General features: G+C 69.4%; 27 protein-coding genes. 9 read left to right on the forward strand and 18 right to left on the reverse strand.

Annotation, left to right across the window (positions count from 1 at the left end):
* The first annotated feature begins 92 nt into the window (after positions 1-92).
* The gene (locus J7656_RS13500) at positions 93-1,040 is read left to right on the forward strand and encodes a VOC family protein (RefSeq protein ID WP_211553567.1); all 948 of its coding nucleotides are present in this window, start codon (positions 93-95) and stop codon (positions 1,038-1,040) included.
* A 577-nt stretch (positions 1,041-1,617) separates the two neighbouring features.
* On the opposite strand, the gene J7656_RS13505 is transcribed toward J7656_RS13500, so the two are convergent.
* From J7656_RS13505 to J7656_RS13530, 6 genes are all read right to left on the reverse strand, one after another.
* Complete coding sequence (locus J7656_RS13505; protein WP_211553569.1) at positions 1,618-2,670, reverse strand: sodium:calcium antiporter; 1,053 nt, start codon at positions 2,668-2,670, stop codon at positions 1,618-1,620.
* Between the two features lie 183 nt (positions 2,671-2,853).
* Positions 2,854-3,555, reverse strand: coding sequence for a phosphate signaling complex protein PhoU (gene phoU / locus J7656_RS13510; protein WP_017342384.1), 702 nt, complete (start codon positions 3,553-3,555; stop codon positions 2,854-2,856).
* Complete coding sequence (gene pstB / locus J7656_RS13515) at positions 3,556-4,392, reverse strand: phosphate ABC transporter ATP-binding protein PstB (protein WP_017342383.1); 837 nt, start codon at positions 4,390-4,392, stop codon at positions 3,556-3,558.
* Position 4,393: 1 nt separating this feature from the next.
* Positions 4,394-6,178, reverse strand: coding sequence for a phosphate ABC transporter permease PstA (pstA, locus tag J7656_RS13520; RefSeq protein WP_017342382.1), 1,785 nt, complete (start codon positions 6,176-6,178; stop codon positions 4,394-4,396).
* Entirely contained in the window at positions 6,178-7,152 is a 975-nt protein-coding gene (gene pstC, locus J7656_RS13525; RefSeq protein WP_211553571.1) for a phosphate ABC transporter permease subunit PstC, read from the reverse strand. The genes pstA and pstC overlap by 1 nt, the downstream gene beginning before the upstream one ends.
* Positions 7,153-7,208: 56 nt before the next feature.
* Complete coding sequence (locus J7656_RS13530; RefSeq protein WP_017342380.1) at positions 7,209-8,213, reverse strand: PstS family phosphate ABC transporter substrate-binding protein; 1,005 nt, start codon at positions 8,211-8,213, stop codon at positions 7,209-7,211.
* A 211-nt stretch (positions 8,214-8,424) separates the two neighbouring features.
* Here J7656_RS13530 and J7656_RS13535 point away from each other — a divergent pair, with 211 nt between their 5' ends.
* The gene (locus J7656_RS13535) at positions 8,425-8,721 is read left to right on the forward strand and encodes a DUF7853 family protein (protein WP_211553573.1); all 297 of its coding nucleotides are present in this window, start codon (positions 8,425-8,427) and stop codon (positions 8,719-8,721) included.
* A 33-nt stretch (positions 8,722-8,754) separates the two neighbouring features.
* Here J7656_RS13535 and J7656_RS13540 read toward each other — a convergent pair whose 3' ends face one another.
* From J7656_RS13540 to J7656_RS13565, 6 genes are all read right to left on the reverse strand, one after another.
* Positions 8,755-10,941 (reverse strand): (Fe-S)-binding protein, encoded by a 2,187-nt coding sequence (locus J7656_RS13540; RefSeq protein ID WP_211553575.1) that lies wholly within the window; start codon positions 10,939-10,941, stop codon positions 8,755-8,757.
* A 180-nt stretch (positions 10,942-11,121) separates the two neighbouring features.
* On the reverse strand, positions 11,122-12,345 hold the full coding sequence (locus tag J7656_RS13545) for a Tm-1-like ATP-binding domain-containing protein (RefSeq protein WP_211553577.1): 1,224 nt from the start codon (positions 12,343-12,345) through the stop codon (positions 11,122-11,124).
* Complete coding sequence (locus tag J7656_RS13550) at positions 12,342-13,178, reverse strand: phosphoenolpyruvate hydrolase family protein (RefSeq protein ID WP_211553578.1); 837 nt, start codon at positions 13,176-13,178, stop codon at positions 12,342-12,344. Before J7656_RS13550 ends, J7656_RS13545 begins: the two co-directional genes overlap by 4 nt.
* A gap of 78 nt (positions 13,179-13,256) precedes the next feature.
* A complete protein-coding gene (locus J7656_RS13555) occupies positions 13,257-13,970 on the reverse strand; it encodes an energy-coupling factor transporter transmembrane component T family protein (protein WP_211553579.1) in 714 nt (237 codons plus the stop codon).
* The gene (locus tag J7656_RS13560) at positions 13,967-14,749 is read right to left on the reverse strand and encodes an energy-coupling factor ABC transporter ATP-binding protein (protein ID WP_211553580.1); all 783 of its coding nucleotides are present in this window, start codon (positions 14,747-14,749) and stop codon (positions 13,967-13,969) included. The genes J7656_RS13555 and J7656_RS13560 overlap by 4 nt, the downstream gene beginning before the upstream one ends.
* On the reverse strand, positions 14,746-15,327 hold the full coding sequence (locus J7656_RS13565; RefSeq protein ID WP_211553581.1) for a biotin transporter BioY: 582 nt from the start codon (positions 15,325-15,327) through the stop codon (positions 14,746-14,748). Before J7656_RS13565 ends, J7656_RS13560 begins: the two co-directional genes overlap by 4 nt.
* Before the next feature lie 156 nt (positions 15,328-15,483).
* On the opposite strand from J7656_RS13565, the gene J7656_RS13570 reads away from it, so the two are divergent.
* Together J7656_RS13570 and J7656_RS13575 are read left to right on the forward strand one after the other, a co-directional pair.
* On the forward strand, positions 15,484-15,699 hold the full coding sequence (locus J7656_RS13570; protein ID WP_017342372.1) for a ribbon-helix-helix domain-containing protein: 216 nt from the start codon (positions 15,484-15,486) through the stop codon (positions 15,697-15,699).
* Positions 15,692-16,411, forward strand: a complete 720-nt coding sequence (locus tag J7656_RS13575; RefSeq protein ID WP_017342371.1) for a queuosine precursor transporter — start codon at positions 15,692-15,694, stop codon at positions 16,409-16,411. Before J7656_RS13570 ends, J7656_RS13575 begins: the two co-directional genes overlap by 8 nt.
* Positions 16,412-16,457: 46 nt before the next feature.
* Here J7656_RS13575 and J7656_RS13580 read toward each other — a convergent pair whose 3' ends face one another.
* Entirely contained in the window at positions 16,458-17,486 is a 1,029-nt protein-coding gene (locus J7656_RS13580) for a beta propeller repeat protein (RefSeq protein ID WP_017342370.1), read from the reverse strand.
* Between the two features lie 155 nt (positions 17,487-17,641).
* Between J7656_RS13580 and J7656_RS13585 the strand changes: the two genes are divergently transcribed.
* Positions 17,642-18,373, forward strand: a complete 732-nt coding sequence (locus J7656_RS13585; protein ID WP_017342369.1) for a DUF5781 family protein — start codon at positions 17,642-17,644, stop codon at positions 18,371-18,373.
* Positions 18,374-19,007: 634 nt separating this feature from the next.
* Here J7656_RS13585 and J7656_RS13590 read toward each other — a convergent pair.
* Positions 19,008-20,432, reverse strand: coding sequence for a hemolysin family protein (locus tag J7656_RS13590; protein ID WP_017342368.1), 1,425 nt, complete (start codon positions 20,430-20,432; stop codon positions 19,008-19,010).
* 224 nt (positions 20,433-20,656) lie between these two features.
* Between J7656_RS13590 and J7656_RS13595 the strand changes: the two genes are divergently transcribed.
* From J7656_RS13595 to J7656_RS13605, 3 genes are all read left to right on the forward strand, one after another.
* Positions 20,657-20,917 carry a glutaredoxin family protein gene (locus J7656_RS13595; RefSeq protein ID WP_017342367.1) on the forward strand — a complete coding sequence of 87 codons (261 nt, stop codon included), beginning with the start codon at positions 20,657-20,659 and terminating at the stop codon, positions 20,915-20,917.
* Between the two features lies 1 nt (position 20,918).
* Positions 20,919-21,428: a redoxin domain-containing protein gene (locus J7656_RS13600; protein ID WP_017342366.1), complete on the forward strand. Its 510-nt coding sequence runs from the start codon at positions 20,919-20,921 to the stop codon at positions 21,426-21,428.
* 89 nt (positions 21,429-21,517) lie between these two features.
* On the forward strand, positions 21,518-22,147 hold the full coding sequence (locus J7656_RS13605; protein WP_017342365.1) for an L-threonylcarbamoyladenylate synthase: 630 nt from the start codon (positions 21,518-21,520) through the stop codon (positions 22,145-22,147).
* Between the two features lie 33 nt (positions 22,148-22,180).
* Here the strand turns inward: J7656_RS13605 and J7656_RS13610 are convergent, their stop codons facing one another.
* The 4 genes from J7656_RS13610 to J7656_RS13625 form a co-directional block, all read right to left on the reverse strand.
* Positions 22,181-22,447 carry an HAH_0734 family protein gene (locus J7656_RS13610; RefSeq protein WP_211553582.1) on the reverse strand — a complete coding sequence of 89 codons (267 nt, stop codon included), beginning with the start codon at positions 22,445-22,447 and terminating at the stop codon, positions 22,181-22,183.
* 105 nt (positions 22,448-22,552) lie between these two features.
* Positions 22,553-23,296 carry a creatininase family protein gene (locus tag J7656_RS13615; RefSeq protein ID WP_211553583.1) on the reverse strand — a complete coding sequence of 248 codons (744 nt, stop codon included), beginning with the start codon at positions 23,294-23,296 and terminating at the stop codon, positions 22,553-22,555.
* A gap of 75 nt (positions 23,297-23,371) precedes the next feature.
* Positions 23,372-25,192: a ribosome biogenesis/translation initiation ATPase RLI gene (locus J7656_RS13620; protein WP_017342362.1), complete on the reverse strand. Its 1,821-nt coding sequence runs from the start codon at positions 25,190-25,192 to the stop codon at positions 23,372-23,374.
* A 1-nt stretch (position 25,193) separates the two neighbouring features.
* Complete coding sequence (locus J7656_RS13625) at positions 25,194-25,502, reverse strand: EMC6-like membrane protein (RefSeq protein WP_008443028.1); 309 nt, start codon at positions 25,500-25,502, stop codon at positions 25,194-25,196.
* A 284-nt stretch (positions 25,503-25,786) separates the two neighbouring features.
* Here J7656_RS13625 and J7656_RS13630 point away from each other — a divergent pair, with 284 nt between their 5' ends.
* Positions 25,787-26,068, forward strand: a complete 282-nt coding sequence (locus J7656_RS13630; protein ID WP_004598013.1) for a MarR family transcriptional regulator — start codon at positions 25,787-25,789, stop codon at positions 26,066-26,068.
* Positions 26,069-26,145 lie beyond the last annotated feature (77 nt).

Raw genomic sequence — 26,145 nt, forward strand, 5'->3', positions numbered from 1 at the left:
ATGGGGAAGGTTCGGGCGGTCGGCCGGGGCGGTCGCTCAGTTCGGCTTCCGCGACCGACGCGTTGAACGCGCGAGCGACCGTAGTCCGCCCGATGACCGCCACCGACGACGGCGACGGCGACGCCGCCGCGAGCGACCGCGACGACCGCCTTCCGCCCGGAACGCGCATCAGACGCGCCGCGCTCCGGGTCGCAGACCTCGACGAGACGACCGCGTTCTACCGGGACGTGGTCGGGCTCGCGGTCCTCGACCGCGACCCCGAGCGCGCGACGCTCGGGGTCGACGGGACGCCCCTGCTCGTGTTGGAGCGCAACGCCGACGGCCCCGCCCGGAGCCGGACCGACGCCGGACTCTTCCACACCGCGTTCCGGGTCCCTTCCCGGGCCGCTCTTGGCGAGGCGTTGGGACGCGTCCGGGAGCGGTGGCGGCTCGACGGCGCCTCCGACCACCTCGTCAGCGAGGCGCTGTACCTCGACGACCCCGAGGGGAACGGCGTGGAGATATACCGCGACCGACCCCGCGAGGAGTGGCCCGTCGACGACGACGGCACGGTGCGAATGGCGACCGACCCGCTCGACGTCGAGGGGGTCGCCGCGGCGGCGGCCGGCGAGGGCGAGGAAGGCGGCGTTGACTCCGCCGCAGTCGTCGACCGCGCCCCCGCCGGCACCGACGTGGGGCACATACACCTCGAAGTGACCTCGCTGTCGGCGTTCGAGACGGTGTACGTCGAGGGGCTCGGCTTCGAGGTCGGGATGAGCGGCCCGGACGTGCGGTTCGTCGCGGCCGGCGGCTACCACCACCACCTCGGCGCGAACACGTGGCGGGGGCGGACGACCCCCGCCGCGGGGCGGGGGGTCGCGTGGTTCGAGGTCGTCGTTCCCGACGCGGCCGCGCTGGAGGCGGCCCGGTCGCGACTCAACGCGGTCGCGGGCGAGAACGAGGTCGAGTTCGCTGTCGCGGAGCGAGCGGACGGGTTCGCCGTCACCGACGCCGACGGGATCGAGGTCCAGGTTCGGGCAGCGGAAACTCAGTCTTTATAAAGGAATGCGGTGGCGCGCGCCTGCGAGCGGCCGCTGAAGGCGGCCGCGAGACAGCGCGTGCGAGGGAGTCAGTCGCCGGAGCGAAGCGGAGGCGACTGACGAGGCTGGGGAGGCGTGAGGTGCGGTGCTGTGCGGGGTGGAACTCAAAGGGGCAGTCACCGGCGGCGAAGCCGCCGGTTGCCCGTGGCGCGTCGCGCCACGCTGCCGCGAGGGCGAAGCACGGCGTAGCAAGCACCGCAGCGAAGGAGTGAGCAACGCGAGCGACTGAGCGAGGCGCGCAGCAAGCCGCGCGAGTCCTCGCGGCTGGGGCTTTGGAGGTGTTCGTCGTCGATCTGCCAGTGTCGATTTATAAGTATACGGCTGGAACTTTGGCGGTGTTCGCCGTCGATCCGTAAGCAACCATTTATAAACGAGCGGCTGGGCTTTGGAGGTCTCCACGGTCGATCTGCGGTCAATCACTTATAATAGAGAACCCGAGCGTTCGGAGGTAGCCGCCGTTGCCCGAGGTTCAACCATTTATAAGTGCGTACTCGAGCGCTGTCTGATGTCCCGAACCGATCGACCGCTGTGGTAGTCGTCACCCGACGATCGTCCGGAGCGTCGACTCGGTCAGGAACGTGGTGATCCCGAACGCCTCGGCCGTCATCCAGCCGAGGAAGGCGACGTACATCGCGAGGAAGACGTACCCCTCCTCGGTGGTGATCTCGAAGTCCGTCGCGGCCATCACCACCACGACGAGGGTTGTGTAAAACAGGAACAACAGGAGCGGCACGGAGGTGAGGAAGCCGATCGAGACGCCGCCGGCGAGGATGACGCCGACCGGCAGCGCCGCGACGAGGTTGAACGTGTTCGTTCCGAAGACGTTGGCGACCGCGGCGCGCTTGTCGCCGGCCTTGCCCATCTTCACGCCGACGAGCAGGTCGGGGAAGGAGCTCAGCGCCGACAACACCGTCACGGAGATGAGGAACGACGGCGCGTCGAGCGCGTCCGAGAGCTGCACCGTCATGGTGACCATCGACTCGACGCCGACGAGCACGACGACCAGCCCGACCGCGAACAGTCCGGCCTGTTTGGGGATGTTCGTCGATTCGGCCCGCTTGAGGTCCGAAGCGCCGCTTTTCCCGCCGGCGAGGAGTATGACGTACACGCCGTACAACACCACCAGGCCGACGCCCATCTGCGGGGTGATCCGCGCGATCTCCCGCCCGTCGGTCCCGAGGACGCCCAAGGCGATCACGCCGAAGAGGGCGAGGACGGCGACCATGTAGAAGATGGCGTCGCGGTAGACGATCCCCTGCGTCGTCGTCGTGTCGCCGCTCGTGATGGAGACGGCCGCCGGGATGACGAGTATGTTGAACACCGCCGTCCCGATGAGCGCCCCCGCGCCGACGCCGAAGTCGCCGAGTACGAGCACCGAGATGAGGATAATCGCGAGTTCGGGGAACGACGTCGCGGCCGCGACGATGAGTCCGCCCTGAATCGCCTGCGAGACCCCGAAGTGGTCGCTGATCTTCGAGGTCGTCGACTCGATGACGTTCGCGCCCTTCCAGGTCAGCAGGAACCCGATCGCGCCCAAGGCGATCCAAACGGCGAGCGACTGGTCTCCGATGAGCTCCTGCAGTACGGTCACGTTCGGTCAGTAGGCCCGGAGTCGATTAGGAGTTCCGGAGACGCCGAGACGGAAGCCGGTCCGCCCGCGGCAGGCCGAGACGGAAGCCGGTCGCCCGCGGCAGGCCGAGACGGAAGCCGGTCGCCCGCGGCAGGCCGAGACGGAAGCCGGTCCGCCCGCGGCAGGCCGAGCCGCGAGCCGCGCTCAGTAGATCAGCTCGTCGTCGTTCTCGACCATGTACAGCGTCCGCGCCGCGATGTTGACCGCGTGGTCGGCGACCCGTTCGAGGTCGCGCACCGCGAGCAGCGCCTGCGACACCTCGTCGAGGGAGGCTTCGAGCGCCTCGCCGTCCGTCGGCGCCGGGCCGTCGCGCGCCGCGTCGCGGGCGCGGTCGGCCTTTAAGAGCTCGCGGACGACCGCCTCGCTCGCCTCGCGACAGCGCTCGTCGAACGCGTCGTCGCTGGCGGCGATCTCGCGGCAGGCGTCCGGGTCGCGCGCCGCGTAGGCATCGACGGCGTCGACGACCATCTCCCGGGCGCCGTCCCCGAGGTCGCGCACGTCGACGGCGTCGTGGACGCCGCCCTCGGGACCGCCGTACGCCGCGACGTTCGTCGCGAGGTCCGCGACGCGTTCGAGGTCGGTGATGATCTTGAAGGAGGCGGTGACGAGCCGGAGGTCGCCGGCCACCGGCTGCTGGAGCGCCAACAGCTCGGTACACTCGTCCTCGAGGGCGAGGTACGTCTCGTTGACCTCGTGGTCGGTCTCGATCACCGACTGTGCGAGCTCGTCGTCGCCGGTCACCGCGGCCTCGATCGCGTCGTCGAGCCGGTCGCAGACGGTCTCGCCCATCGCGACCACGTCCTCGCGGAGCTCGTCGAGCCGCTCCTGATAGTTCTCGCGGGGCATCTATCCGAACTTCCCCGTGATGTAGTCCTCGACGCGCTGTTCTTCGGGGTCCTCGAAGATCTTGGCGGTGTCGTCGTACTCGACGAGCTCGCCGCCGGTGAGGAACACCGCGGTCCGGTCGGAGATGCGGGCCGCCTGCTGCATGTTGTGCGTGACGATGATGACGGTGTACTCCTCCGCGAGGTCGTCGATGAGGTCCTCGATCTTCGAGGCCGCGACGGGGTCGAGCGCCGAGGTGGGCTCGTCCATCAGGACGACCTCCGGGTCGGGCGCGATGGCGCGGGCGATACAGAGCCGCTGTTGCTGGCCGCCGGAGAGTTCGAGCCCCGAGGAGTCGAGCTGGTCTTTCACCTCGTCCCACAGCGCGGCGGCCTTCAGCGACTCCTCGACGCGCTCGTCGACGTCGCCCTCGTACCCCTGGATCTTCAGGCCGTAGGCGACGTTGTCGCGGATCGACTTCGGGAACGGGTTCGGCTTCTGGAACACCATCCCGATCTTCCGGCGTAAGGCGACCGGGTCGACGTCGTCCTCGTAGACGTTCTTGCCGCCGAACTCCACGTCGCCCTCGACGCGGCAGATCTCGATCATGTCGTTCATCCGGTTAATACACCGGAGGAACGTCGACTTCCCGCAGCCCGAGGGACCGATGAGCGCGGTGACGCGCTTCTCGGGGATCTCCATCGTCACGTCGTCGATGGCTTGCTCGTCGCCGTAGTAGACGTCGAGGTTCCGGGCCGCCACCGCGGTGCCGGTCTCGCCGAGCGGCGCCCGGTCGTCGTTCGAATCCGCCTGTACCTCCGTCGTGATGAGCGAGTCGTCTGATGTCGTGTTACTCATGTCAGGTCCCCCCTTCCGCGCGGTTCCGCAGCAGTATCGCCGTCCCGTTCATTCCGATGAGCACGATGAGCAGCGTGATGACGCCCGCGGCGACGACGCCGTACCGGAAGTCGGCCTGCGGGAAGTTCGACCACGCGTAGATCTGCATCGGCATCGCGCTGAGCCGACTGAAGAGGCTGCTCGGCGCGCTGAACACCGTCGTCGCCGCTCCGATCATGATGAGCGGGGCGGTCTCGCCGATCGCACGGCCGAGCGCGAGGATCGTCCCGGTGAGGATACCGGGGAACGCCTCGGGCAGCACGACGTTCTTCGTCGTCTGCCAGCGCGTCGCCCCCATCGCGTCCGACCCGCGCCGGAGGTCGTCCGGCACGGACCGGATCGCCTCCTGTGCGGAGATGATCGTGATCGGGAGGATGAGGAGCGACAGCGTCAGCGCGGCCGTCACCGCCGTCCCGAAGCCGAGCCCGAGCAGGTTCGCGAACAGCCCCAGCCCGAGCAGCCCGTACACCACCGACGGGATGGCGGCCAGGTTCGCGATGTTGATCTGGAGCAGCCGCGTCAGCTTCCCGACGACCCCGGTTTCCGAGGTGTACTCCTCCAAGAAGACTGATGTCCCGACGCCGAGGACGAACGACAGCACCGCCACCAGCGCGATGATGATCACGGAGCCGACGATGGCCGGGTACAGTCCCGCCTCCTCAGGCGTCCGCGAGGGCGCCTCCGTGACGTAGTTGGGGTCGAGCCACGGGTCCGGCGCCGGCACGCCCCACGCCTCGACGAGCAGCGCGCCGGCGATCACGCCGACACCGAGCAGGAACGGTAGTCCGAGGCCGATCGTCCCCTCCCGGTCCGCGACGACGCGGTGGACGTACACGGTCGTCGGCACGCCGGTCAGCGCGATCACGATCAGCGTCGTGGGACCGGGCAGTCCGACGCTCCCGCCGAAGAAGCCGCCGGCGGTCGCGAGCGCGAGCGGCACGCCGCCGGCCGCGACGGCGGCGGTCCGGCTCCCGCGGGCGCCGACGAGGAGGGCCCCGACGACGGCGAGCGGGACCGCGATCGTCCAGAGGTAGATGACGGTGTCCGACGGGTACGTCGCGACCACCTCTCGGAGGACCGCCGCGACGACGGTCCCGACGAGACCGACCGGAACGGCGGCGGTGACCGCCCGGTCCGCGTCGCGCAGGCGCCCGTACGCGTACAGGCCAGCGGCCGGGAGGACGCCGAGCGTGTACGCGAGGAACCAGACCAGTTCGTCGAACACCAAAAAGAGGGTGCCGACCGCGAGGCCGACCGCCACGCCGCCGATCAGCCGGCCGAGCAGCCCGAAGCCGACCGCGCCGACGCGCCCCTTGCTCCCGACGTACGCGAGGTACGCCGCGGCGGGCCCGACGACGACGAAGAGGTACGTGAGCTGCCAGCTGAGCCGCGGGATCTCCACGACGAACGCCTCGATCGCGGTGAAGCCGACGGCGACGGCGACGAGCCCGCCGCCGAGGACGCCGAGGACGCGCCGGGTCACGGCCGGGTCGCCCGCGCTGTACAGGCAGAAGGCGAGGAACGGCAGCACGAGCGTCACGAAGTAGGTCAACAGCCACTCGGGGCTGGCGTTCGCCAGGTCGAAGGCGTCGATCGCGACGTACACCAGGAGGACGCCGAGCGCGACCAGCCCGGCGACGCTGGCGGACAGGGAGAGGTACTCGAAGATCGTCCCGCGCGTCCGACTGACCGTGCCGAACGCGGTCGCGTCCTCGCTTTCGGTCGGGGTGGCGCTGTCCGTCGCCATCAGTACTCCTCCCGGTAGCGTTCCGCGATAAAGTCACTGAGCACGTTCATTACGAGAGTCACCACGAACAGCGCGAGGCCGAGCGCGAACATCGCGTCGTACGGGACCGTTCCGCCGGTGAGGTCGCCGCCGGCGATCTGGACCATCGCGACGGTGATCGTCATCCCGGAGTCCAAGAGCACGTCGGCGGGGTTGATGTACGGGACTCCGAACGCGGCCTCCTTGACCGTCGGCATCCGGGCCTGCGCGCCCATCGCGACGACGACGATCATCGTCTCGCCGATGGCCCGGGAGACCGCGAGGATGTACGAGGAGGCGATCCCGGAGATCGACGCCGGGACGACGATCCCGGTCGACACCTCGAACTTGGTCGCGCCGAGCCCGTACCCGGCCTGACGGAGTTCGTCGGGCACGGCGCTCATGGCGTCCTCGGAGATCGACGACACCATCGGGATCGTCATGATGCCGACCATGATCGACGCCGACAGCGCGTTGAAGGTGCTGATTCCCGGAAGCAGCGTCGCCTCCAGGACGGGCGTGACGTACACCAACGCGAAGTAGCCGTACACCACCGTCGGGATCCCGGCGAGGATCTCGAGGAGCGGCTTCAGTATCGATCGCGCGTTCGGCGAGGCGTATTCGCTGAGGTAGATGGCGGTGAGCGTCCCGGTCGGCAGCGCGACGAACGCCGCCGTGACCGTCACGACGACCGTCCCGATGAGCAGGGGAATGATACCGAACGCCTGTCCGCCGCCGGCCGGGTTCGGGCTCCAGTTCGTCCCCGTGAGGAACTCCGTGACGGCGATCTCTTGGAAGAACACCACCGCGTCGGACAGCAGCGTCACGAAGATCGCGACCGTCGTGAGCAAGGTGACCGCCGCGCAGGCCGCGAACAGCCCGCCGTAAGTTCCCTCTTTCAGTCGTGTGAGCCCGCCCTGCCGAGTCAGATCGGGACTCTCTGTGCTGTCAGTCACGAACGGTGGGGTATCGAACGCTGTCGTAAATCAATACACCGGTTCATTTCGACCGGTTACCCCTGTGCCTGCTCGATCGCGTCTTCGAGCTTCTCCAGCTGCGCCTCTTGGGTCTCCTCGGTGGCGGGCACGTACCCGACGTCGCCGGCGACGAGGTCCTCGTTGGTGGTCTGTTCGACGAAGTAGCGGGCGAACTCCGCGATGTGCTCCTCGCCGAGCGACTCGATCGAGGGGTACGTGTACAGCGACCGCGAGAGCGGGCTGTACTCGCCGCTGGCGGCGGTTTCGAGGCTCGGCTCGACCGGACCGTCCCCGTCGTCGATCCCGAGCGCCTTCAGCTGGTCGGGGTTCTGGAAGTAGTACGCGAAGCCGAAGTAGCCGACCGCGAACTCGCTGCCGGAGACGCCCTCGGCGATCGCGTTGTCCTTCTCGGTCGCCGAGTAGTCGTCCGTGTGGCCCGCGTCGCCCGTGACGTTCTCGATGAAGTAGTCGTACGTCCCGGAGGTGTCGGCCGGACCGAACCGGCGGATCTCCTCGTTCGGGAACTCGTCGCGGACCTCGTCCCAGGTCTGCGCCGCGTCGGACCGCCAGATCTGCGCGAGCTCGTCGATGGTGAGGTGGTCGATCCAGTCAGCCTCGGGGTTGACGACGACCGTGACCGCGTCGGTCGCGGCGACCAGCTCGATGTACTCGACGCCGTTCTCCCCGCACAGGTCCTCTTCGGCCGGCTGGATCGGCCGGCTCGCGTTGTTGAAGTCCGTCTCGCCGACACAGAAGTAGTTCGAGAAGCCACCACCGGAGCCGGTCGAGCTCACGCTGGGGTCGATCTCGGGGTGCATCTCGGCGAAGTCCTCCATGACCGCGCTCATCAGCGGGAACACTGTGCTCGAACCCGCGATGTTGATCGTGCCCGAGAGCTCGCCGTCGCCCCCGTCGGAACCGCCGCCGTCGCCCGTACTCTGCGTACAGCCCGCGAGCCCGAGCGCCCCGGCACCCGCGATCGCCGCGAGCGATTTCCGCCGCGTGATTCCCGCTGTGTCCGCGTCGTGGCTGGAAGCCATCACCCGTGGATGGGCGAGTTTCGGTTAAGTAGTATGCTATGATGAGTACAGGGGAGCGCGTACTGCCCGGTACGGCTATGTTTCGATATATACTCTATATAGACGCGTGGGTACGACCGAACCGCGGTCAGGGCGACGGCGACTCCGCGGGCTCGCGCGACCCCGAACCGAGACGTGGTTTTAAGTCCCCGTACCGGGAGAACCCGGACGAATGACCCCTCCCACCACCGACGGGCCGCCGGCGCCGACCACCTCCCGGGAGGAGGCGTGGGTGGCTCACGCCGCGCTGCTCGACGCCGCGCAGCGCGCGACCGACGAGGACGTTGCGTACCGCCGTCCGATCGAGTCGATAGAGCGGGGCGCGGCGCTCGACGACGAGGACATCGCGCTGCTCCGGGACGCGCTCGTCGACTACCTCGGTGACGCGCCGGTCCGCGACCGCGCCCCCGGTCGCGCGCTGTTGCGCCGCACCGACGACGCGACGGACGCGCAGTCGCGGCGCGCGTAGCGTCGACGACCGCGGAAAAAGAGCACCCGACGGCTACGACCCGGCCTCCACCGCCTCTATCAGCAGTTCCGCGACGTCGACGATCTCCACGTCGTCCTCGAAGTCCCCGGTCTTCCGCCCGTCCTCGAACATCGTCGTACACATCGGGCAGGCGACGACGAACTTCTCGATCGCGGCGCCCGCGTCGGTGTCCTCGACCGCCTCGCGGAGGCGCTCTTCGCTCGGCTTCACCTCCTCGTCGTGTTCGGTCCAGAGGCCGCCGCCGCCCCCGCCACAGCAGAACGAGTCGTCGCGCGAGCGCGGCATCTCGTAGAGGTCGGCGCCGGTCGCGCGGATGAGCTCGCGGGGCGCCTCGTACTCGTCGTTGTACCGCCCGAGGTGACACGGGTCGTGGTAGGTGACGGTGTAGTCGAGCTCGTCGCCGGAGAGGTCGAGCCGGCCCTCGCTCACCAGCTCCTCGACCACCTGCGTCCAGTGGAACACGTCGACCGCGCCGTCAGCGTTCCACGGCTCCTCGCGCTCGAACGGCATCATCGGGTCGTCCGCGAACTCGGCGAAGTCGACCTCGGGGTACTCGTTTTTGATGGTGTTGTACGAGTGCGGATCCGTACAGACGATGTTCTCGAACTCGCAGTCGGCGAACGTCTCGACGTGGTGGCCGGCGAGCTCGAGGTAGAGGAACTCCTCGCCGATCCGGCGGATGTCGTTGCCGTCGGTCTTCTCGTCGTCGAAGAGGATACCGAACGACACGTCGGCCTCGTCGAAGAGCCTCGCGAGCGCCCGCGCGACCTTCTTGTTCCGGTCGTCGAAGCTCGGGTAGTCGCCGACGTACCAGAGGTACTCCACCTCCGTCTCGCGGGCGTCCGGCACCTCGACGGCGTCGTCGAGGTCGTCCGCCCAGTCGCCGCGCGCGGACTGCGACTCGCCGAAGGAGTTCCCCTTCTGCATCACGTCCTGGAACACGTCCTGGAGGTTCGAGTCGACCGCCCCCTCGTCGACGAGCTGGCGGTTCATCTTCGTGAAGGAGGTGAGATGTTCGATGTCGACCGGGCAGGCGTCCATGCACGCCATACAGGACATGCACGACTCCATCGACTCGGCATCGATGACGCCGCCCTCGTCGGCGACAATGGGGACCGTGCCCCCGTCTGCGCTCGCGACGCCGCCGTCGGTTGCCATCGGCCCGTCCCCGCGCCCGCTCCCCGCCACCGGATCGTCGCTCACCGACTCGCGGTACGCCTTCAAATCGAGAATAACGTTCCGCGGGTCGAGGTTGCGACCGACCGTGTCGGCGGGACAGGCGTCGGTACACCGGCCGCACTTCGTGCAGGCGTCGCCGTCCAGCAGCTCCTTCCACGTGAAGTCGTCGAGCGACTCGGCGTTGGTGTGATCGAGGTCGGCTGGGACGTTCGGGAGCCGCGCGCCCGCCTGCTCGTCGCGGGCGACGACGTTCGCGAACGAGGAGATCATGTGGAACGGCTTCGCGTACGGGATCCACGCGACGAACGCGAACGCGAGCAGCGAGTGGCTCCACCAGAGGACGCCGTAGATCGCCTCGGCGCCCGCGGCCGTGAGCCCGGCGGTTTCCAGCCCGGTCGCGAGCGCCATCCCGACGAAGCTCACCGTCTCGGTCGCGCGCTGCGGTTGCCCGACCATGCTCACGCCCTCGACGAGGAAGCCGCCGACGCCGAGCAAGAAGAGTGTCCAGACGAACGCGTCGTCTTCGAAGGAGGTGTGTTTCCCCCACAGCCGCCCCTCGCGGGTCTTGTAGCGGCGGTAGCCCGCCATACCGACGCCGACGACGAACAGCAGCCCGAACGCGTCGACGGCGAACTGGTAGGCCAAATAGAAGTCGCCGACCCAGAACGACTCGCCCGTGAGCGGTCGGTAGAGGTCGATGTCGATCCCGAGGATCGTCGTCGCGACGAGGAGGACGAGGAACCCCCACAGCACGAACGTGTGCATCACGCCGGTGTACAGGTCCCCGTCGAACTGGTTCTCGTTCGCGAGGACAGTCTTCGTCGCCGCGACGGTCCGTCCGGGGAGGTTCGACAGTCTGTCTTGCGGGTCCGCGCTCCCGCGCGCGTACGCCGCGAACCGGGCGTAGACGCCGTAGCAGAAGACGAGGACCGCGACGGCGGCGAGCCAGTAGAACGCCGCCTTCCCCACCGGACCGATCGTCCAGAAGGTCTCTCGGGTGGCCGCCTGCAGGGGAGTCATGATCGATCAGCCGGATACGGTCCGGTTAAAACTTGCCACAACGCGGACCTCGTCGCTCGGCGTTCACGCGGCGTCGGGGGACTCGCGAGACGGCGCCTCTCCACGCCTGCGCGCCGGCTGTGCCGCGCCGCGCGTGCCGTCTCCCCATCTTCGAAGCGGCGAGCTTCCGCTCGCCGCGTGTCACTCCGGCGCCACCCCCGCCTCGCGCATGTACTCGTCGAGCTTCGCGGCGATCGTCCGGGCGAACTCGTCGTCGTTGACGGCGGCGTCCGCCTCGATCACCTCGACGTCGTCGGAGACGCCGCGCCGTAACGCGTCGAACAGCGCCGCGTCGGCCTCCGGGTCGTGGAACCGCTCGCCCGCGACGTCGAGCATCGAGACGCCGTCGAGCGGGAGCGCGAGCGCGGTGGGGCCGGTCGCGGCGTTCAGCTTCTCGGCGACGATCTCCCCGAGCTCGGCGCACTCCGCGGAGGTGGTCCGCATCAGCGTCACCTGCGGGTTGTGAACGTGGAACAGCCGCTCGTCGAACCGCTCGGGAACGGAGTCCCGCGGGCCGAAGTTCACCATGTCGAGCGCTCCGGTCGAGACGACCTGCGGGATCCCCGCCTTCCCGGCCGCGTCGAGGCGGTCTGGTCCGGCCGAGAGCACGCCCCCGACGAGCTCGTCGGCCCACTCCGTCGTGGTGACGTCGAGCACGCCGTCGATGACGCCCTCCTCGACGAGGTTCTCCATGGCCCGACCGCCGGTCCCGGTCGCGTGAAAGACGATCGTCTCGTACCCTCGCGATTCGAGGTACTCGCGTGCCGTCTGGACGCACGGGGTGGTCACGCCGAACATCGTGATCCCGATCGTGGGTCGCTCCTCGACCTCGACGGCGGAATCGTTGGTGACCATCCCAACCATCGCGAGCGCCGCGTTGGCGATGACCTGTCGGGAGAGCTGATTGAGCCCCTCGATGTCGGCGACTGAGTACAGCATCGCGATGTCCGTCGCGCCGACGTACGGCTCGGTGTCACCGGAGGCCATCGTCGAGACCATCAGCTTCGGAACGCCCACCGGAAGCGCGCGCATCGCCGCCGTCGCGATCGAGGTGTTGCCCGACCCCCCGAGCCCCAACGCGCCGTCGAGTTCGCCGGCCTCGTACATGCGCGAGACCACGGCGGCGGCGCCCTCGCCCATGACCTCGACGGCCTCGCCGCGGTCGGCCGCGTCGCGCAGGCCGTCGAGGGACGCGTCGGCCGCCGCCGCGACCGCGTCGGCTCCCGTGTCCGGCTCGAACTCCGGCTCGCCCATCACTCCCACGTCGACCACGTGGACGTCGACGCCCTGGGCGCGGAGGACGTCGCGAGCGAATCCGATCTCCTCGCCTTTCGTGTCGAGGGTGCCGACGACGACGACGCTCATCGGAGGTCGATCTCCTTGAACTCGCGGGCCTGCTCCTCGATGGCCGTCTCTGTGGGGAGCCGCTCGATGCTGGAGGCGCCGAAGAAGCCGACGACGTCCTCGGTGTGTTCGAGCACGTATCGGGCGTCGTCGGGCCAGGCGATCGGCCCGCCGTGACAGATCACCAGCACGTCCTCGTCGACCGACTTCGCGGCGTCACAGTGGGCCTGAACCCGATCGACGGCCGCCTCCAGGTCGAGCGCCGTCTCGGCGCCGATGTCGCCGGAGGTGGTCAGCCCCATGTGCGAGACGACGACGTCCGCGCCGGCGCGAGTCATCGCGCGGGCCTGCTCCTCGGTGAAGACGTACGGGCACGTCAGCATCCCGCGCTCGCTGGCCTCGCGGATCATCTCGACCTCGCGGTCGTACCCCATCCCGGTCTCCTCCAGATTCCGTCGGAAGTCGCTGTCCTCGTCGATGAGCCCCACGGTCGGGAAGTTCTGGACGCCCGAGAACCCCCGCCGCTTGAGGTCCTCGATGAACACGCCCATGTCCCGGAACGGATCGGTCCCGTTGACTCCCGCGAGCACCGGCGTGTCCTCCACGACCGGGATCACCTCGTGGCCCATCTCGACGACGATCTCGTTGGCGTCGCCGTACGGGAGCAGCCCGGCCAGCGACCCCCGCCCGTTCATCCGGTAACGGCCGGAGTTGTAGATGATGAGCAGGTCGACGCCGCCCCGCTCGGCGAACTTCGCCGAGAGCCCCGTCCCCGCGCCGGCACCGATCACGGGGTCGCCGTCCGCGACGACTGATTCGAGTCGGTCGAGCGTCTCCGATCGGTCAAATTTCATGTGACGCGTCCGTCATCTCCCAGAACCATAATGAACGTTCGGGATGTTCTCGGCGAGGGAGGGGCGTCGCCGGGGCGGTCAGAGAACGGCCGCGAGAGCGGCCGCGAACAGGCCGAATCCGACTCCCAGCGCGACCGCGTCCGCGCGCCCGAACGCCAGCCGCGGGAGCGTCGGGTTCCACGCGAAACACCGGGCGTTCAGGGCGGTTCCGAGCCGGTCCGCGCGGCCGAACGCCCGGTCGATCCCGGCGACGGTGACGAGCCGTATCCGCTCGCTGACCGGCAGCGCGCCGCCGCCGCGGGCGCGGACCGCCTCCCGCGCCGTCAGCAGGTCTCGCTTCAGCAGGGGGAGAAACCGGAAGACGAGCGCGACGCCGACGCCGAGGAAGACGCCCGGCCGCCCGGGAATCGTCCGCTGGACCGCCGCGCGCGACTCGCGGACCGGGGTCGAGCGCACGTACGCGGCCGCGACGACGAGCAGCAGGAGGACGCGGTAGCTCGCTAGCCCCGTCACGGCTGCGCGCTCGACCCGAAACCACGGCGCGCCGAGCGTCGCGCCCGCGACGAGGGGGGCGAAGAGGAGGACGGGAAACGCGACGCGGTAGCTCCACAGATCCCGCGGCCCGCCGTCGGCGGCGACAAGGCAGCCGACCGCGACGAGCGTGAGGAGGGCGAGCCCCCGCGGCGTGGTGTACGCGTACGCGACCGCGGCGAACGCGACCTGAACGAGCAGCTTCGACCGCGGGTCGAGCCGGTGGGCGAGCGAGTCGCCGGGGACGAAGGACAGCGTCATCCGGTCGGCTCGTCGAGCCCGCCTCCCTCCGGCACCCGTACGTCCAGCCCGGGCAGCGCCGAAACCGCTTCTTCCGGCGGCGCGTCGACAGCGACTCGCCCGTCCGCCAGCCCGACGATCCGGTCGGCGAGCGCGGCGACGTCGCGGAGGTCGTGGGTGACGACAACGACGCTCGTCCCCTCGCGGTGAAGCGCCCGGAGGCGCTCCACGACTGACCGCCGGGCGGGCTCGTCGAGACCGGTGAACGGCTCGTCCAACACGAGGTGGTCCGGTTCCATCGCGAGCGCGCCCGCGATCGCGACGCGCTCGCGCTCGCCTCCGGAGAGGGAGTCGACGCGCTCGCGCTCCCGGCCCGCCATGTTCACGGCCGCGAGCGCCTCGTCGACCCGTCGGTCGCTCTCGTCGTGCGCGAGTCCGAGGTTCTCCGGCCCGAACGCGACGTCCGCGCCGACGGTGGCGGCGACCAACTGGTCGCGCGGGTCCTGGAACACCATGCCGACCGCCGAGCGCGCGGCGACGAGGTCCTCGTCGACCGGGGTCCCGTTCACGGCCACGGTCCCGGCGTCCGGCTCGACGAGGCCGTTGAACGTCCGGACGAGCGTCGTCTTCCCCGACCCGTTCGCGCCCGCGACGACGAGGAACTCGCCGTCGGGGACGGTGAGGGAGATGTCGTCGACCGCGACGGTGGCGTCGTCTACTCCCTCGTCGCCGTCCTCGTCGTCTCCCTCCCCGTCGCCGCCACGGCCGTATCGGCACGTGACGCCGTCGAGTTCGATCACGTCGCGGCGATCGCGTCGGACCTCACGACGCCGACGGCTGCGGCGATCTTCAGGGCCTCGGCCGGGAGGAACGCGGCGGCGCCGGCAGCGATCGCCTCGACCGGGCCGAGCGACAGCACCAGCATGAGGCCGGCGACGCCGAACCCGTAGATGACGACGGTGCCGAGGACCATCGCGCCGACGAGCGTCGAGAGACCGACGGAATCGAGGTCGCGGAGCGTCGCGCCGCGGTGGACGACCGCGCCGACGACCGCCGCGGCGACCGGGTACGACCAGAGGTAGCCGGCCGAGTCACCGACGAGTTGGCCGAACCCGGCCGACCCGCCCCCGAAGACGGGCGCGCCGAGCGCCCCCGCGGCGAGGTAGAGGACGAGCGACGCGCCGCCCCACACCGGACCGAGGAATATCCCCGCGAGGAAGACGCCCAACACTTGAAGGGTCACGTCCACGGGCGAGACCGGGTTCGGGAACGTGACGTACGCGAACGCCCCGACGAGCGCCGCGAACAGCGCGGCGCGCGCGAGGTTCGTCGCCGCCTCGTCGCCGACGAGGTCGACGGACTCCGTGTTCGTTGCCATACCCGAACGGACTCGTAAACTCACTTCAACGTAGCGGTTTACGAGTTCGGAGCAGCCGGGACCGAGCCGACACGCGGCCGCCCCGAGCATCCGTGGACTCTCTAGATAATCCTCGGATAATAACGTTCATGCCCGGCCGGCGTCCACGACGCGAGTATGCCCAAGATAAGCGTCGAGATCCCGGCGGAGCTGCTCGCCGACCTCGACGAGCACGTCGGCGACGACGGGAAGTTCGTGAACCGCAGCGACGCGGTGCGCGCGTCGATCCGGAAGAACCTCGACCTGCTCGACGAGATCGACGCCCGCCACGACCGACTCGACGGCGATTCCGCGTCGGCCGCGGCCGGAGCGGCGGAGGAGACCGATGAGTAGCCGGACGGCAGCCGGCGAGGACGGTCCCTTCCGGACCGACCCGCTGGACCGGTCGGCGGTCGCGGCGGTCGCGCTCGTCACGCTGTTCACGGTCGCGCTCGCGACCGCGCAGCTCACCGCCGCGAAGGTGCTCGCGCTGCCGCTCCCGTTCGCGCTGCCGGTGGTCGGGGCGGAGATACTGCTGCCCGGCGCCGCGCTCGCGTACGCGCTCACGTTCCTCGCGTCGGACTGCTACGCCGAGCTGTACGGCCGGCGGGCGACGCAGGTGGTCGTCAACGTCGCGTTCCTTGCGAACTTCCTCGTGTTAGCGCTCGTGTGGTCGACGCTCGCGGCGCCCGGGGTCGACCCTGAGGTGTCGAGCGCCTTCCAGACCGCGCTCGGGCCGGCGGCGAACATCGTCGCGGGCAGCCTGCTGGCGTACGTCGTCAGCCAGAACTGGGACGTGTTCGTCTTCCACGCGATCCGCGACCGCACGGGCGAGGGGATGCTGTGGCTCCGCAACATCGGCTCGACCGCCACGAGCCAGGCGATAGACACCGTCATCTTCGTCGGCGTCGCCTTCTACGCCGCGCCGCTCCTGCTGGGCGTCGGCCCGGTGTTCGACCCGCCGGCGCTGCTCGCGCTCGGGCTGGGCCAGTACCTGCTGAAGCTCGCGATCGCCCTCCTCGACACGCCGGTCGTCTACCTGATCGTCGGCGCGGTCCGGAACTGACCGGACCGCCCGGTCCCGGTCCGGCTCGCTCCGTCTCCCGCGGCCCTCACGCGACCGCCAGCGCCCACGCCGCCCGGTCGGGGAGGTCGACCGGGACCTGCTCGAAGGAGTCGCCCGCGTCGCGGGTGACGAAGAGCCCGCGGTTCGAGAGCGCCCAGACCTCCCCGGCGGCGCGGCCGGCGGCCAACACGGCCCGATAGGTGCCCTCCCCGGTCGGGAATCCGCGCTCGTCGAGCCGATCGAATCCTTCGTTGCGGCGGTAGCGGTACAGGTACGCCTCGCCGCGGCGGTGGGCGGCCGTCGCGCTCGCGGCCGCGCTGACCAGGGCGATGTCGGGGTCGCCGGGGTCGACCGCGAGCCCCCAGACGTAGACGTGATCGAGACCGGCGTCGCGGACGCGCCACGAGTCGCCGCGGTCGCCGCTCTCGGCGAAGCCGTCGCCGGCGGCGTAGACGCGGTCGGGCGCGTCGGGGTGAGTCGCCATCGCGTGGGTGTCGCGGCGCGACCCCGGCGGACGGTCGGTCCACGTCTCGCCGCCGTCGGCGGTCACGGCGAGCGCGCCCGCCTCGATGCCGAGGAGCCACCGCTCGGGGTCGGCCGGGCACGGCTCGATCCACCGGACGTGGTGGGTGTCGGGCCGCGGCGGGAACGACCACTCGTCGGCGGAGGGGAGGTCGATCAGCCCGCCGACGCGGTCGACCGTCTCGCCGCCGTCCGCGGAGCGGTACGCCCGCGAGGGCTCCGTGCCGATCCAGACGACGTTGGGGTCGTGCGGGCTCGTCGCGACCGCGGTCACCGCGTCGGGGCCGGACCCCTCGGGGCCGAGCGTCGAGGCCGCCACGCGCGCGAACCGGCTCCCGCCGTCGACGGAGCGGAACAGGCCCGCGTCCGACGTCCCCGCGAGGACGCGCGGAGCGGGGTCTCCGGCTCCGGCCGCGCCGTTCGCGTCTTCGCGGACTTCGCCGCGCGCGACCGAGAGACACTCCACGCGCTGGCCGGAGAGGCGCGTCTCGACCGCACCGGTCGCGGGGTCGACGACCCGGAGCCCGTCGTCGTAGGCCGCGTAGATGCGCATGGGTCGGCGTTCGGTGGGGAGGGCCAAAAGCGTACGCCGGGGCGCCGGAGCGCCGAGCGCTCGGCGGGCCCTCGGCGGGCCGAACCCCCCGTCGCGACGACCCGGGTTCCACGAGCGCAAGAGACTTACCGCCGCCGCCCGTGTGAACTGTACGCATGGATCTTCGCGTTCAGGGGGACGTTCCCCCCGACCCGTTTCTCGGTGCCGCGGACCTCTTCGAGACCGAGCGCTCCGTGGAGGCGCCGGTCCGCGTCGTGGTCCGCGAGGACCCGGACGAGCGGACCTGGGCCGGCCACTACGACGACCACCACGTCCTGAACGTCTCGCGGCGGGCCGCCACGAGCGCGATGGCGCGCGAGCTGGCGATCCACGAGCTGTCGCACATGGCGCGCTACGAGGAGGGCCACCCCTCGCACCTCCAGTCCACGGAGGAGGCGTTGTACCTCGGCCTCTCCGGCGAGAAGGTCGAGCGCCGGAAGCTCGCGCACTGCTACCAGATCGCGAACCACATGAAGGACATCTACGCCGACGACATCACGCTCTCGGTGGCGCCCGCGGACAAGCTCCTCGGCTTCCTCGAGTCGACGCTGGCGGCCGCCGTCGCGGACCGCCCCGACGTGTCGCGCACCGGCTCGCCGCCCGTGACGGCCGGCGCCGATCCCGAGATCACGGCCGTCAACGCCGCGTTCGCGCTCGCTCTCGTCGAGCGGCACGACATCGCCGGCCCCGACCACCGGATCTACGACCTCGCGCGCGCCGCCGGCAGCGACACCGACGCCGTCGACGTCGACGCATTTAAAAATCGATTCCTCGACCTCGGTCACGACCCCTCCGAGAGCGACTACCGGAAGGCGCTCGTTGCGGCCGCTCGCGCCTACGCCGTTTAAAAATGGCACACCGCACATGGCGGTCGAGTTGCGGACGGCGCTTTCTCGAAACGGGACCGACCGCAGCGATCACTTATAAATCAAACAACGATGGCGCGCGCCTCCGAGCGCCCACCGGGCGCGAGGAGCGCCGCGCGAGGGAGTCGGCCGGCCGGAGCGAAGCGAAGGCCGGCCGACGAGGCTGGGGAGGCGTGAGGTGCGGTGCGGTCGCGGTCGGGTGGGACTCAAAGGGGCAGCCGCGGGGCCGCAGTAGGCGACGTAAGCACCGCAGCGAGCGGAGCGAGCGAGGAGCGCAACGAGCGTACTGCGGCCCCGCGGCTGGGGCTTTGGCGGAGTTCACCGTCGATCCGTTATCAGCTATTTATAACCGAGCGGCTGGGGATTTGGCGGTGTTCACCGTCGGTCTGCTATCAGCCATTTATAAGTGAGCGGCTGAAAATTTAGTGGTGTTGTCAGCGGATCCATGTTCAGCCATTTATAAACGAACGACTGGGACTCCAGCGGCGCTCTCCGTCCGCCCGCTGTCGATTATTTATAAGTGATTGTCTGTGACTTCGTCCGCGTTTGCCACTGAAACGCCGGCAGCCGTTTATAAACAACCGCTCCGATCTCCGAGAACGTCGCGTTCCCCGTCCTATTCCGCGTCGTTCTGCGCGGGCTCGCCGTCGCCATCCGCCTCGACCGTCTCGTCCCCGTCTGTCGAGTCGGCCGTCTCCACCGGGGCGGTCGAGTCCGCCGCCGCGGCGCCGCCGTCGAGGACGGTGACGCGCGCGGACATGATTCGGGTGTTGTCGACGCGCTCGATGCGGATCCGGATCTCGTCGAACTCGATCTCCTCGCCCTCCTCGACGAGGCGCCCGGCTCGGTTGAACACGAAGCCGGCGAGCGTCTCGAACTCCTCGCCCTCGGGGAGGTCGATCCCGAGGATCTCGTTGACCTCGTCGATGTTCACCTCGCCTTGGACGACCGCGACGTTGTCCTCTAAGAACTCCACCGGCGCCTCCTCGTCGCCCTCCAAGATCTCGCCGACAATCTCCTCGACCATGTCTTCGAGGGTGATGATCCCCTCCGTGGTCCCGAACTCGTCGATCACCGTCACCATCTGGAGGCGGTTTTCCTGCATCTCCGCGAGCAGCTCGTCGGCGTTCTTCGACTCGGGGACGTGGAGGGTGGGCTTGACGACGCGCTCCAAGGAGGGCGTCCCCTCGGAGTAGCGCAGTTCGCGGACCAAGTCGCGCACGGTGACCACACCGATGATGTTGTCGAGGTTCCCCTCGTAGACGGGGACGCGCTCGTGGTCGGCCTGGATACACGTCTCGATCGCCTCCTCGACGGAGTCCTCCTTCGCGACGGCGGTGACGTCGAGCCGCGGCGTCATCACCTCCTTGGCGATGGTGTTGTTGAACCGGAAGATGCGGTCGAGCATCTCCCGCTCCTCCTCCTCGATGACGCCCTCGCGCTCGCCCGTCTCGATGATGTCCTGGATCTCGTCGCGGGTGACGTACGTCGACTCGATGGCCGCCGAGCCGCCGATGATGCTGTTGACTCCCTTGACGATGTAGTCGAAGAGGACGACGAGCGGGTACAGCGCGTACTCGGAGGCCTTCAGCGGCCGGGCGATCTTGAGCGCCCACGACTCGGTGTTCTCGACGGCGTACGACTTGGGCGCGCTCTCGCCGAAGATCAGCACGAGCGTCGTGATCCCGAACGTCGTCGCCAGCACCGACTGGCCGCGGGAGAGGTAGATACCGAACAGCGCGGTGGCGATGGAGGTCATCGCCACGTTGACGATGTTGTTGCCGACGAGGATCGTCACCAGCAGCCGGTGGGGGTTCTGTTTCATCTCGCGGATCGTCTTCGCGCCCGTCACCCCCTCGTCGACGAGGCTGTCGACGCGGTGTTGCGGGAGCGAGAACATCGCGATCTCGGACGAGGAGAAGAACGCCGAGAGCGCGACTAAAAGGAGGATCGCGACGACGCCGAGCGCGGTGATGACCCCGTCGCCCGGCATCGGTACCTGGAGGACGTCGACCAGCGGCGCAGTAGACGACAAGCCCATGTTCGTTTGTCTTCCGTCGGCCCGCGATTAAAGCGTTCCCTTCGAGTACCCTCGAATCGGCCCGCTTTCACCCCGCCGACCCCGCCGACTCCGCCGACCCCGCCGACTCCGCCGACTCCGCCGACCCCACCGACCCCACCGACCCCACCGACCCCGCCGACCCCGCCGACCCCAAGGGTGCCGCTGCCGACACGATTACCCGTCTCGCGGGCGAATTACGCGATATGAGCGATCCACAGATCACCCTATACCGGCTTCAGGCGTGTCCGTTCTGCGAGCGCGTGGTCCGGACGCTGAACGAGCTCGACGTGGAGTACCGCTCCCGATACGTCGAGCCGATGCACTCCGAGCGCAACGTCGTCAAGCGCGTCTCCGGCGCCCGGAGCGTCCCGGCGATCGTCGACCGCGAGACCGGCGTCACCATGTCGGAGAGCGCGAACATCGTCGAGTACCTCCAAGGTACCTACGGCGAGGGAGGTGCCTGAGATGCCCGACTTCGACGTCGTCTCCCTGCCCGAAACCGACCACGTCGACGAGGGCGACACGGCGCCCGACTTCACCCGCCCGCTCGTGAACGGCGAGTACTGGGAGGACCGCGCGCTCGACGACGTCGTCGACGGCCCGACGCTTCTCCTCTTTCACCCCATGGACGGCACCTTCCAGGGGACGTACCTCTACAACACGGTCGACGACAACGAGTGGAGCGACGACCTCGACGTCCTCGGTCTCTCGATCTCGACGCCGTACGCCCACAAGCGCCTGCTCGCCGAGCGCGGCGACGGCATCCGGATCTTCTCGGACCCGGGCGCGGCCGTGGTCGAGGAGTACGGCCTCGCACACGAGATCGACGGGATGACGGGGATCACGGAGAGCCGCCCCGCCGTCTTCCTCCTCGATTCCGACCGCACCGTGGAGTACGCGTGGGTCGCGAGCGAACACCCCGAGTTCCCCGACGCCGAGGCGATCGGCGACGCGGTCGCCGACCTCGTCGACTGACCGGAGTCTGACCGGGGCCGACCGCGGGCCGTGCGCGCCGGCCGCACCCACACGTCACCCTTTTTCAACTCGCCGCCGAACGGTCGCGCGTGACCGCCGACACGAGCGACGACCGACCGGACCGATCCGAGGAGCTGCGCGCGGCGGCCGCCGCCGTCGACCGCGGCGACCTCGTCGTCTACCCGACCGAGACGGTGTACGGGCTGGGCGCCGACGCGCTCGACCCCGACGCCGTCGAGCGCGTCTTCGAGCTGAAGGGCCGCGACCGGTCGAACCCGCTCTCGCTCGGCGTCGCGAGCGTCGACGACGCGCTCCGCTACACCCGGCCGACGGAGTTAGCCGTCGCCTTCGCGCGGGCGTTCCTCCCGGGGCCGGTGACCGTCGTCGTCGAGCGCGGCGACCGGGTGCCGGACGCGCTCACCGCCGGGCGCGACCGCGTCGGGATCCGCGTGCCGGACCACGACCTCGCGCGGGCGTTGCTGGACGAAACCGGACCGCTCACCGCGACGAGCGCCAACGTCTCGGGGACTGGCAGTGTCACGGACCCTGCCGACCTCGACGACCGGATCCGCGAGGGCGCCGCCGCCGTGATCGACGACGGGGAGGCCCCCGGCACCGAGAGCACGGTCGTCGACCCCGAGGCGGGGACGATCCACCGGCGCGGCGCGATGGCCGGCGCCATCGAGGCGTGGCTGGCGGATCCGCCGGTAGACGAGTGAGGAGAGCCGAGGAAGAGCGCCCGTCTGTGCGGTTTAAACCGACAGCTCGCCCTTCGCCTTGATCACGTCCAACTCCTCGGCGTCGACCGTCTCGACGTCGAGCCAGTGGGGGACGTACTCGCGTTTGTCGTACGCCTCGCGCTCGTCTTCCGTGCCGACGGTACACCAGAGCTGCGGCTCGTCCGGGCCGTGCCAGCCGCCCTGAACGTTGATTCCGAAACAGACCAGCTCCTCGCCGTCGTGCTCGATCACCGCGTCCCGCCGGATGTCGGGGTCGCCGCGGATGATGAGGTGGTACATGTGCCGGGGTTCGCGTGTTCCGGGCTTAATCGCTTCGATACTGCGGATCGGATCGCGGCGGCGGCGTCTCACGCGTCCGGTCGCGCGGAACGCCGCTGCGACCCCTCACCATCCCGCGTCGAGGTCCTCGACGAGCGCGCCGAGGATCTCGCGGGTCGTCGCGGCGACGATCGGTTCGAGCGCGTCCGGGTCGCTGTTCGTCGGGTCGCCGAGCCCGCCTAACTCAGTCACCTCGTCGAAGTACTCGTAGCTCCGCGTGCGGGGCATCTCGGCGGCCTCCTGCGGCTCCTTCTTCTCCGTCCGCACGAGGTCCGGGCGGTACAGCTCGACGAAGCTCGTCTCGTGGTCGCCGGCGTGGCCCCACCCCTCACCGTACGCCTCCTCCAGATCCTCGCGCGCGAAGTCGGTCCAGTGAACGAAGTGGACCGTGAGGTCGGTGTCGCGGCCGAGCCGGTCGGCGGCGACCGACAGCGGCTCCCGGTTCCCGCCGTGGCAGTTCACGATGAGCAGTCGGTCGGCGCCGTGTTCGACAATCGACTCGCCGATCTCGCGGATCACGTCGACGTACGTCTCGGTCGAGAGGGTGATCGTCCCCGGGAACCGCATGTGGTGTTCCGACTGCCCGTACGGCAGCGTCGGGAGCCGCAGCAGGTCAAGGTCGAACTCGTCGGCGGCGTCGACGAGCTCGGCGGTGAGGTGGTCCGCGCGGAGCGTGTCGGTCGACACCGGGAGGTGCGGGCCGTGCTGCTCGATGCTGCCGGTCGGGAGGACCGCGAAGTCGGCGTCGTCGATCGCGTCCCCCGCCTCTTCCCACGTCATGCCGAACAGGTCGGCGTCCGTCTCGGGCATGGCGAAGCGTCTGACGGCGGGCGAGGAAAGGTTCGGGGTAGCGGCGAGCCCGGACGGGGCGAGAGGACGACCGGATTACCCGGAGTAGTAGTACTCGCCGTCGCGCTTCTGCTGACTGTCGAGCTGCGACCCCGGCTTGTTGATCCGGGGGCGCCCGGTGCGCTCGTCGCGGCGGAAGGTAATCTCCAGGTCGGCGAGGAACTCGTTCATGCCGTCGCGCATCTCCTGCGGCGGCGCGGCGCGCCCGCGCTCGGCCGGTTCGCCGTCGAACACCATCAGGCGGTCCGCGAGGAGGTCGATCATGTAGATGTCGTGGTCGATCACCATCACGGTCGCGTCGTGGTTCTCGGCGTAGCGGCGGATCGCGGTCGTGGCACGGACGCGCTGCTCCACGTCGAGGTGCGCGGAGGGCTCGTCGAGCAGGTAGAGGTCGGCGTCGTCGGAGAGACAGGCCGCGATGGCGACGCGCTGGCGCTCCCCGCCCGAGAGGTCCGAGAGATTCTGCTCCATCACGCGCTCCAACTGGAGGGGCTGGGCGACCTCGGTGTTCCAGTAGGAGGAGCCGAACTCGTCGGTAATCGAGGAGAGGAACGCGTCGACCCGCATATGCTGGTCGATGTCGATGTACTGCGGCTTGTAGGAGATGTCGAGCGCGAAGTCGAGCTCCCCTTCGTCGGGCTCTAAGTCGCCCGTGAACAGCTCCGCGAGCGTGGACTTGCCGATCCCGTTCGGACCGACGACGCCCAGCACCTCGGAGCGGTTGATCTCGCCGCCCTCGACGCGGAGCTCGAACTCGCCGTCGCCGTACGACTTCCGCAGGTCGGGGTACTCGATCAGCGTCTCGCTGCGGGAGGCGACCCGTGGCGCGTGCTCCTCGAAGGTGATCGCCGACGGGCGGATCCGCATGTTCTCGTTGTCGAGGTACCCCTTCAGGTACTCGTTGATCCCCTTCCGGACCGACTTCGGGTCGGTGATGACCCCGTACGCGCCCGGCTCACCGTACGCGACGTGGAGGGTGTCCGCCAGCAGGTCGAGGATGGCGAGGTCGTGCTCGACGACGAGCATCGAGCGGTCCGCGGCGTCGTCGTCCGCGAGCTCGCGAATGAGCCGCGCGACGATCATCCGCTGGCCGATGTCGAGGTACGGGGTGATCTCGTCGAGGAAGTAGAAGTCGGCGTCGCGGGCGAGGCAGGCCGCGATGGCGACACGCTGGAGCTCGCCGCCGGAGATGGAATCGATGTTCTGGTCCATCACCGGCCGGATGTTGAGCCGGTCGACGAGGTCGTCGAGCGCGCCGCGCTCGTCGGTCCGCTCCAGCAGCTCGCGGGTGTTGCCGTCGAACTGGTTCGGGATCTGGTCGACGTACTGCGGTTTGCGCGCGACGGTCACGTCGCCGTCCCGCAGCGATTCGAGGTAGTTCTGCAGGCCGGTGCCGCGGAAGCGGTCGAGCACGCGCTCCCAGTCGCCGTCGGCGGCGTGGTCGCCGAGGTTCGGGACCATCTCGCCGGCGAGCGCGTGGACCGCGGTCGACTTCCCGATCCCGTTCGGCCCGAGGATGCCCGTGACGCTGCCGGGCTCGGGCGTCGGGAGACCGTACAGCGAGAAGGCGTTGTCGCCGTAGCGGTGGACCGGGTCGTCGTCGAGCTCGGAGGGGAGGTTGATGATCTCGATCGCGTCGAACGGGCACGATTGGACGCAGATGCCACAGCTCTCGCCCAGGCAGATCTCCTCGGAGATGTGGATCTGGTCCGGGTCGCCCTCCTCGGCGTCCTCGCCCCGCTCCGTGATACACTCCTTGCCCGTCCGGTTCGGCGGGCAGTCCTTCATACACTCGTAGTTGCAGCGGTCGGGCTGGCACCGATCGAGGTCCACGACCGCGATGCTGTCGTCGGCCATCTCAGACCCCCAGGTCGACGGCGGACGTCAGCAGGACGGTGTAGCTGATGAACCAGAGGGTGAACGTGAGAAACGCCACGTAGAGGTTGTCTTTGATCCCGAGGTCGCCGACGCCGACCGCCTTGAATATCGGGTACTGGGCGATGACGAACGCGCCGAGCACGAACACCGCGGTGGTGCTCGCGGCGGACGCCGGATCGGTGCCGACGTAGACGGCCGAGACGACGCCGGCCGCGATCCCGGCGAGACAGCAGATGGTCGTGACGACCACGCCGCGCGCGTGGTCGGACAGGCCCGAGTCGTCGCTCATGCCTTCGGATCCGCGAGCGCCCGTGAAAAGCCGTTCGTTCCGGCCGTCCCCCGCGACCGCGACGGGGCGACCGCGGGTTCGCTCCGCTCGTCGGCCCGCCGCGCGACGGCGCGGCCGAGGCGCGCGCGAGCCGAATCGCTGACTGACTGGTCAGTCCAGCGGCCGATTACCAGTGATTTCTGCCGGCTTATGGCACAAAATGCGGCCGTTTTCGCCGGTAAACGCCGCTCAGACGGCGTTGCTCCATCAACATTTATGAGCGTGTGCGGTTTCGAATCGTAACGATGGAAGGAACTCAAACGGAGGGGCTCGACGACCTCCCACCGAGCGCCAAACTCGTCTTCAAGGTGCTCGAGTACAACGGACCGCTGACCCAGAAGGGGATCGTCCAAGAGTCGATGCTGTCGGCCCGCACCGTCCGGTACGCGCTCGAACGGCTCGAGGGGATCGGCGTCGTCGACGAGGACGTCTACTTCGCGGACGCCAGACAGAACCTCTACAAGCTCACGGAACCGGCTCAGGAGTTCACCGCCGACGAGAGCGAGGCCTCCTGCACCGCTGACTGACGCGCGGATCGGAGTCGTCGACGCAGTCCCTGTGTTTTCAAACCCGCGTCGAAGGCCCCGAGCGGCGCCTCTCCGTC

It is taken from the genome of Halorubrum ruber (assembly GCF_018228765.1).
Classification (GTDB): Archaea; Halobacteriota; Halobacteria; order Halobacteriales; family Haloferacaceae; genus Halorubrum; species Halorubrum ruber.

Bases quoted from the DNA above. Each gene is read 5' to 3' on its own strand.
- J7656_RS13625 (WP_008443028.1), bottom strand. From the start codon at position 25,502: ATGAGCGACGACTCGGGCCTGTCCGACCACGCGCGCGGCGTGGTCGTC.
- J7656_RS13555 (WP_211553579.1), bottom strand. From the start codon at position 13,970: ATGACGCTGTCCTTCGTCCCCGGCGACTCGCTCGCCCACCGGCTCGAC.
- J7656_RS13550 (WP_211553578.1), bottom strand. From the start codon at position 13,178: ATGAAATTTGACCGATCGGAGACGCTCGACCGACTCGAATCAGTCGTC.
- pstB (WP_017342383.1), bottom strand. From the start codon at position 4,392: ATGAGTAACACGACATCAGACGACTCGCTCATCACGACGGAGGTACAG.
- J7656_RS13620 (WP_017342362.1), bottom strand. From the start codon at position 25,192: ATGGCCGACGACAGCATCGCGGTCGTGGACCTCGATCGGTGCCAGCCC.
- J7656_RS13530 (WP_017342380.1), bottom strand. From the start codon at position 8,213: ATGGCTTCCAGCCACGACGCGGACACAGCGGGAATCACGCGGCGGAAA.
- J7656_RS13585 (WP_017342369.1), top strand. From the start codon at position 17,642: ATGGATCTTCGCGTTCAGGGGGACGTTCCCCCCGACCCGTTTCTCGGT.
- J7656_RS13600 (WP_017342366.1), top strand. From the start codon at position 20,919: ATGCCCGACTTCGACGTCGTCTCCCTGCCCGAAACCGACCACGTCGAC.
- J7656_RS13535 (WP_211553573.1), top strand. From the start codon at position 8,425: ATGACCCCTCCCACCACCGACGGGCCGCCGGCGCCGACCACCTCCCGG.
- J7656_RS13590 (WP_017342368.1), bottom strand. From the start codon at position 20,432: ATGGGCTTGTCGTCTACTGCGCCGCTGGTCGACGTCCTCCAGGTACCG.
- pstA (WP_017342382.1), bottom strand. From the start codon at position 6,178: ATGGCGACGGACAGCGCCACCCCGACCGAAAGCGAGGACGCGACCGCG.
- J7656_RS13580 (WP_017342370.1), bottom strand. From the start codon at position 17,486: ATGCGCATCTACGCGGCCTACGACGACGGGCTCCGGGTCGTCGACCCC.
- phoU (WP_017342384.1), bottom strand. From the start codon at position 3,555: ATGCCCCGCGAGAACTATCAGGAGCGGCTCGACGAGCTCCGCGAGGAC.
- J7656_RS13615 (WP_211553583.1), bottom strand. From the start codon at position 23,296: ATGCCCGAGACGGACGCCGACCTGTTCGGCATGACGTGGGAAGAGGCG.
- J7656_RS13610 (WP_211553582.1), bottom strand. From the start codon at position 22,447: ATGTACCACCTCATCATCCGCGGCGACCCCGACATCCGGCGGGACGCG.
- J7656_RS13500 (WP_211553567.1), top strand. From the start codon at position 93: ATGACCGCCACCGACGACGGCGACGGCGACGCCGCCGCGAGCGACCGC.
- J7656_RS13630 (WP_004598013.1), top strand. From the start codon at position 25,787: ATGGAAGGAACTCAAACGGAGGGGCTCGACGACCTCCCACCGAGCGCC.
- J7656_RS13545 (WP_211553577.1), bottom strand. From the start codon at position 12,345: ATGAGCGTCGTCGTCGTCGGCACCCTCGACACGAAAGGCGAGGAGATC.
- J7656_RS13570 (WP_017342372.1), top strand. From the start codon at position 15,484: ATGCCCAAGATAAGCGTCGAGATCCCGGCGGAGCTGCTCGCCGACCTC.
- J7656_RS13595 (WP_017342367.1), top strand. From the start codon at position 20,657: ATGAGCGATCCACAGATCACCCTATACCGGCTTCAGGCGTGTCCGTTC.
- J7656_RS13540 (WP_211553575.1), bottom strand. From the start codon at position 10,941: ATGACTCCCCTGCAGGCGGCCACCCGAGAGACCTTCTGGACGATCGGT.
- J7656_RS13565 (WP_211553581.1), bottom strand. From the start codon at position 15,327: ATGGCAACGAACACGGAGTCCGTCGACCTCGTCGGCGACGAGGCGGCG.
- J7656_RS13575 (WP_017342371.1), top strand. From the start codon at position 15,692: ATGAGTAGCCGGACGGCAGCCGGCGAGGACGGTCCCTTCCGGACCGAC.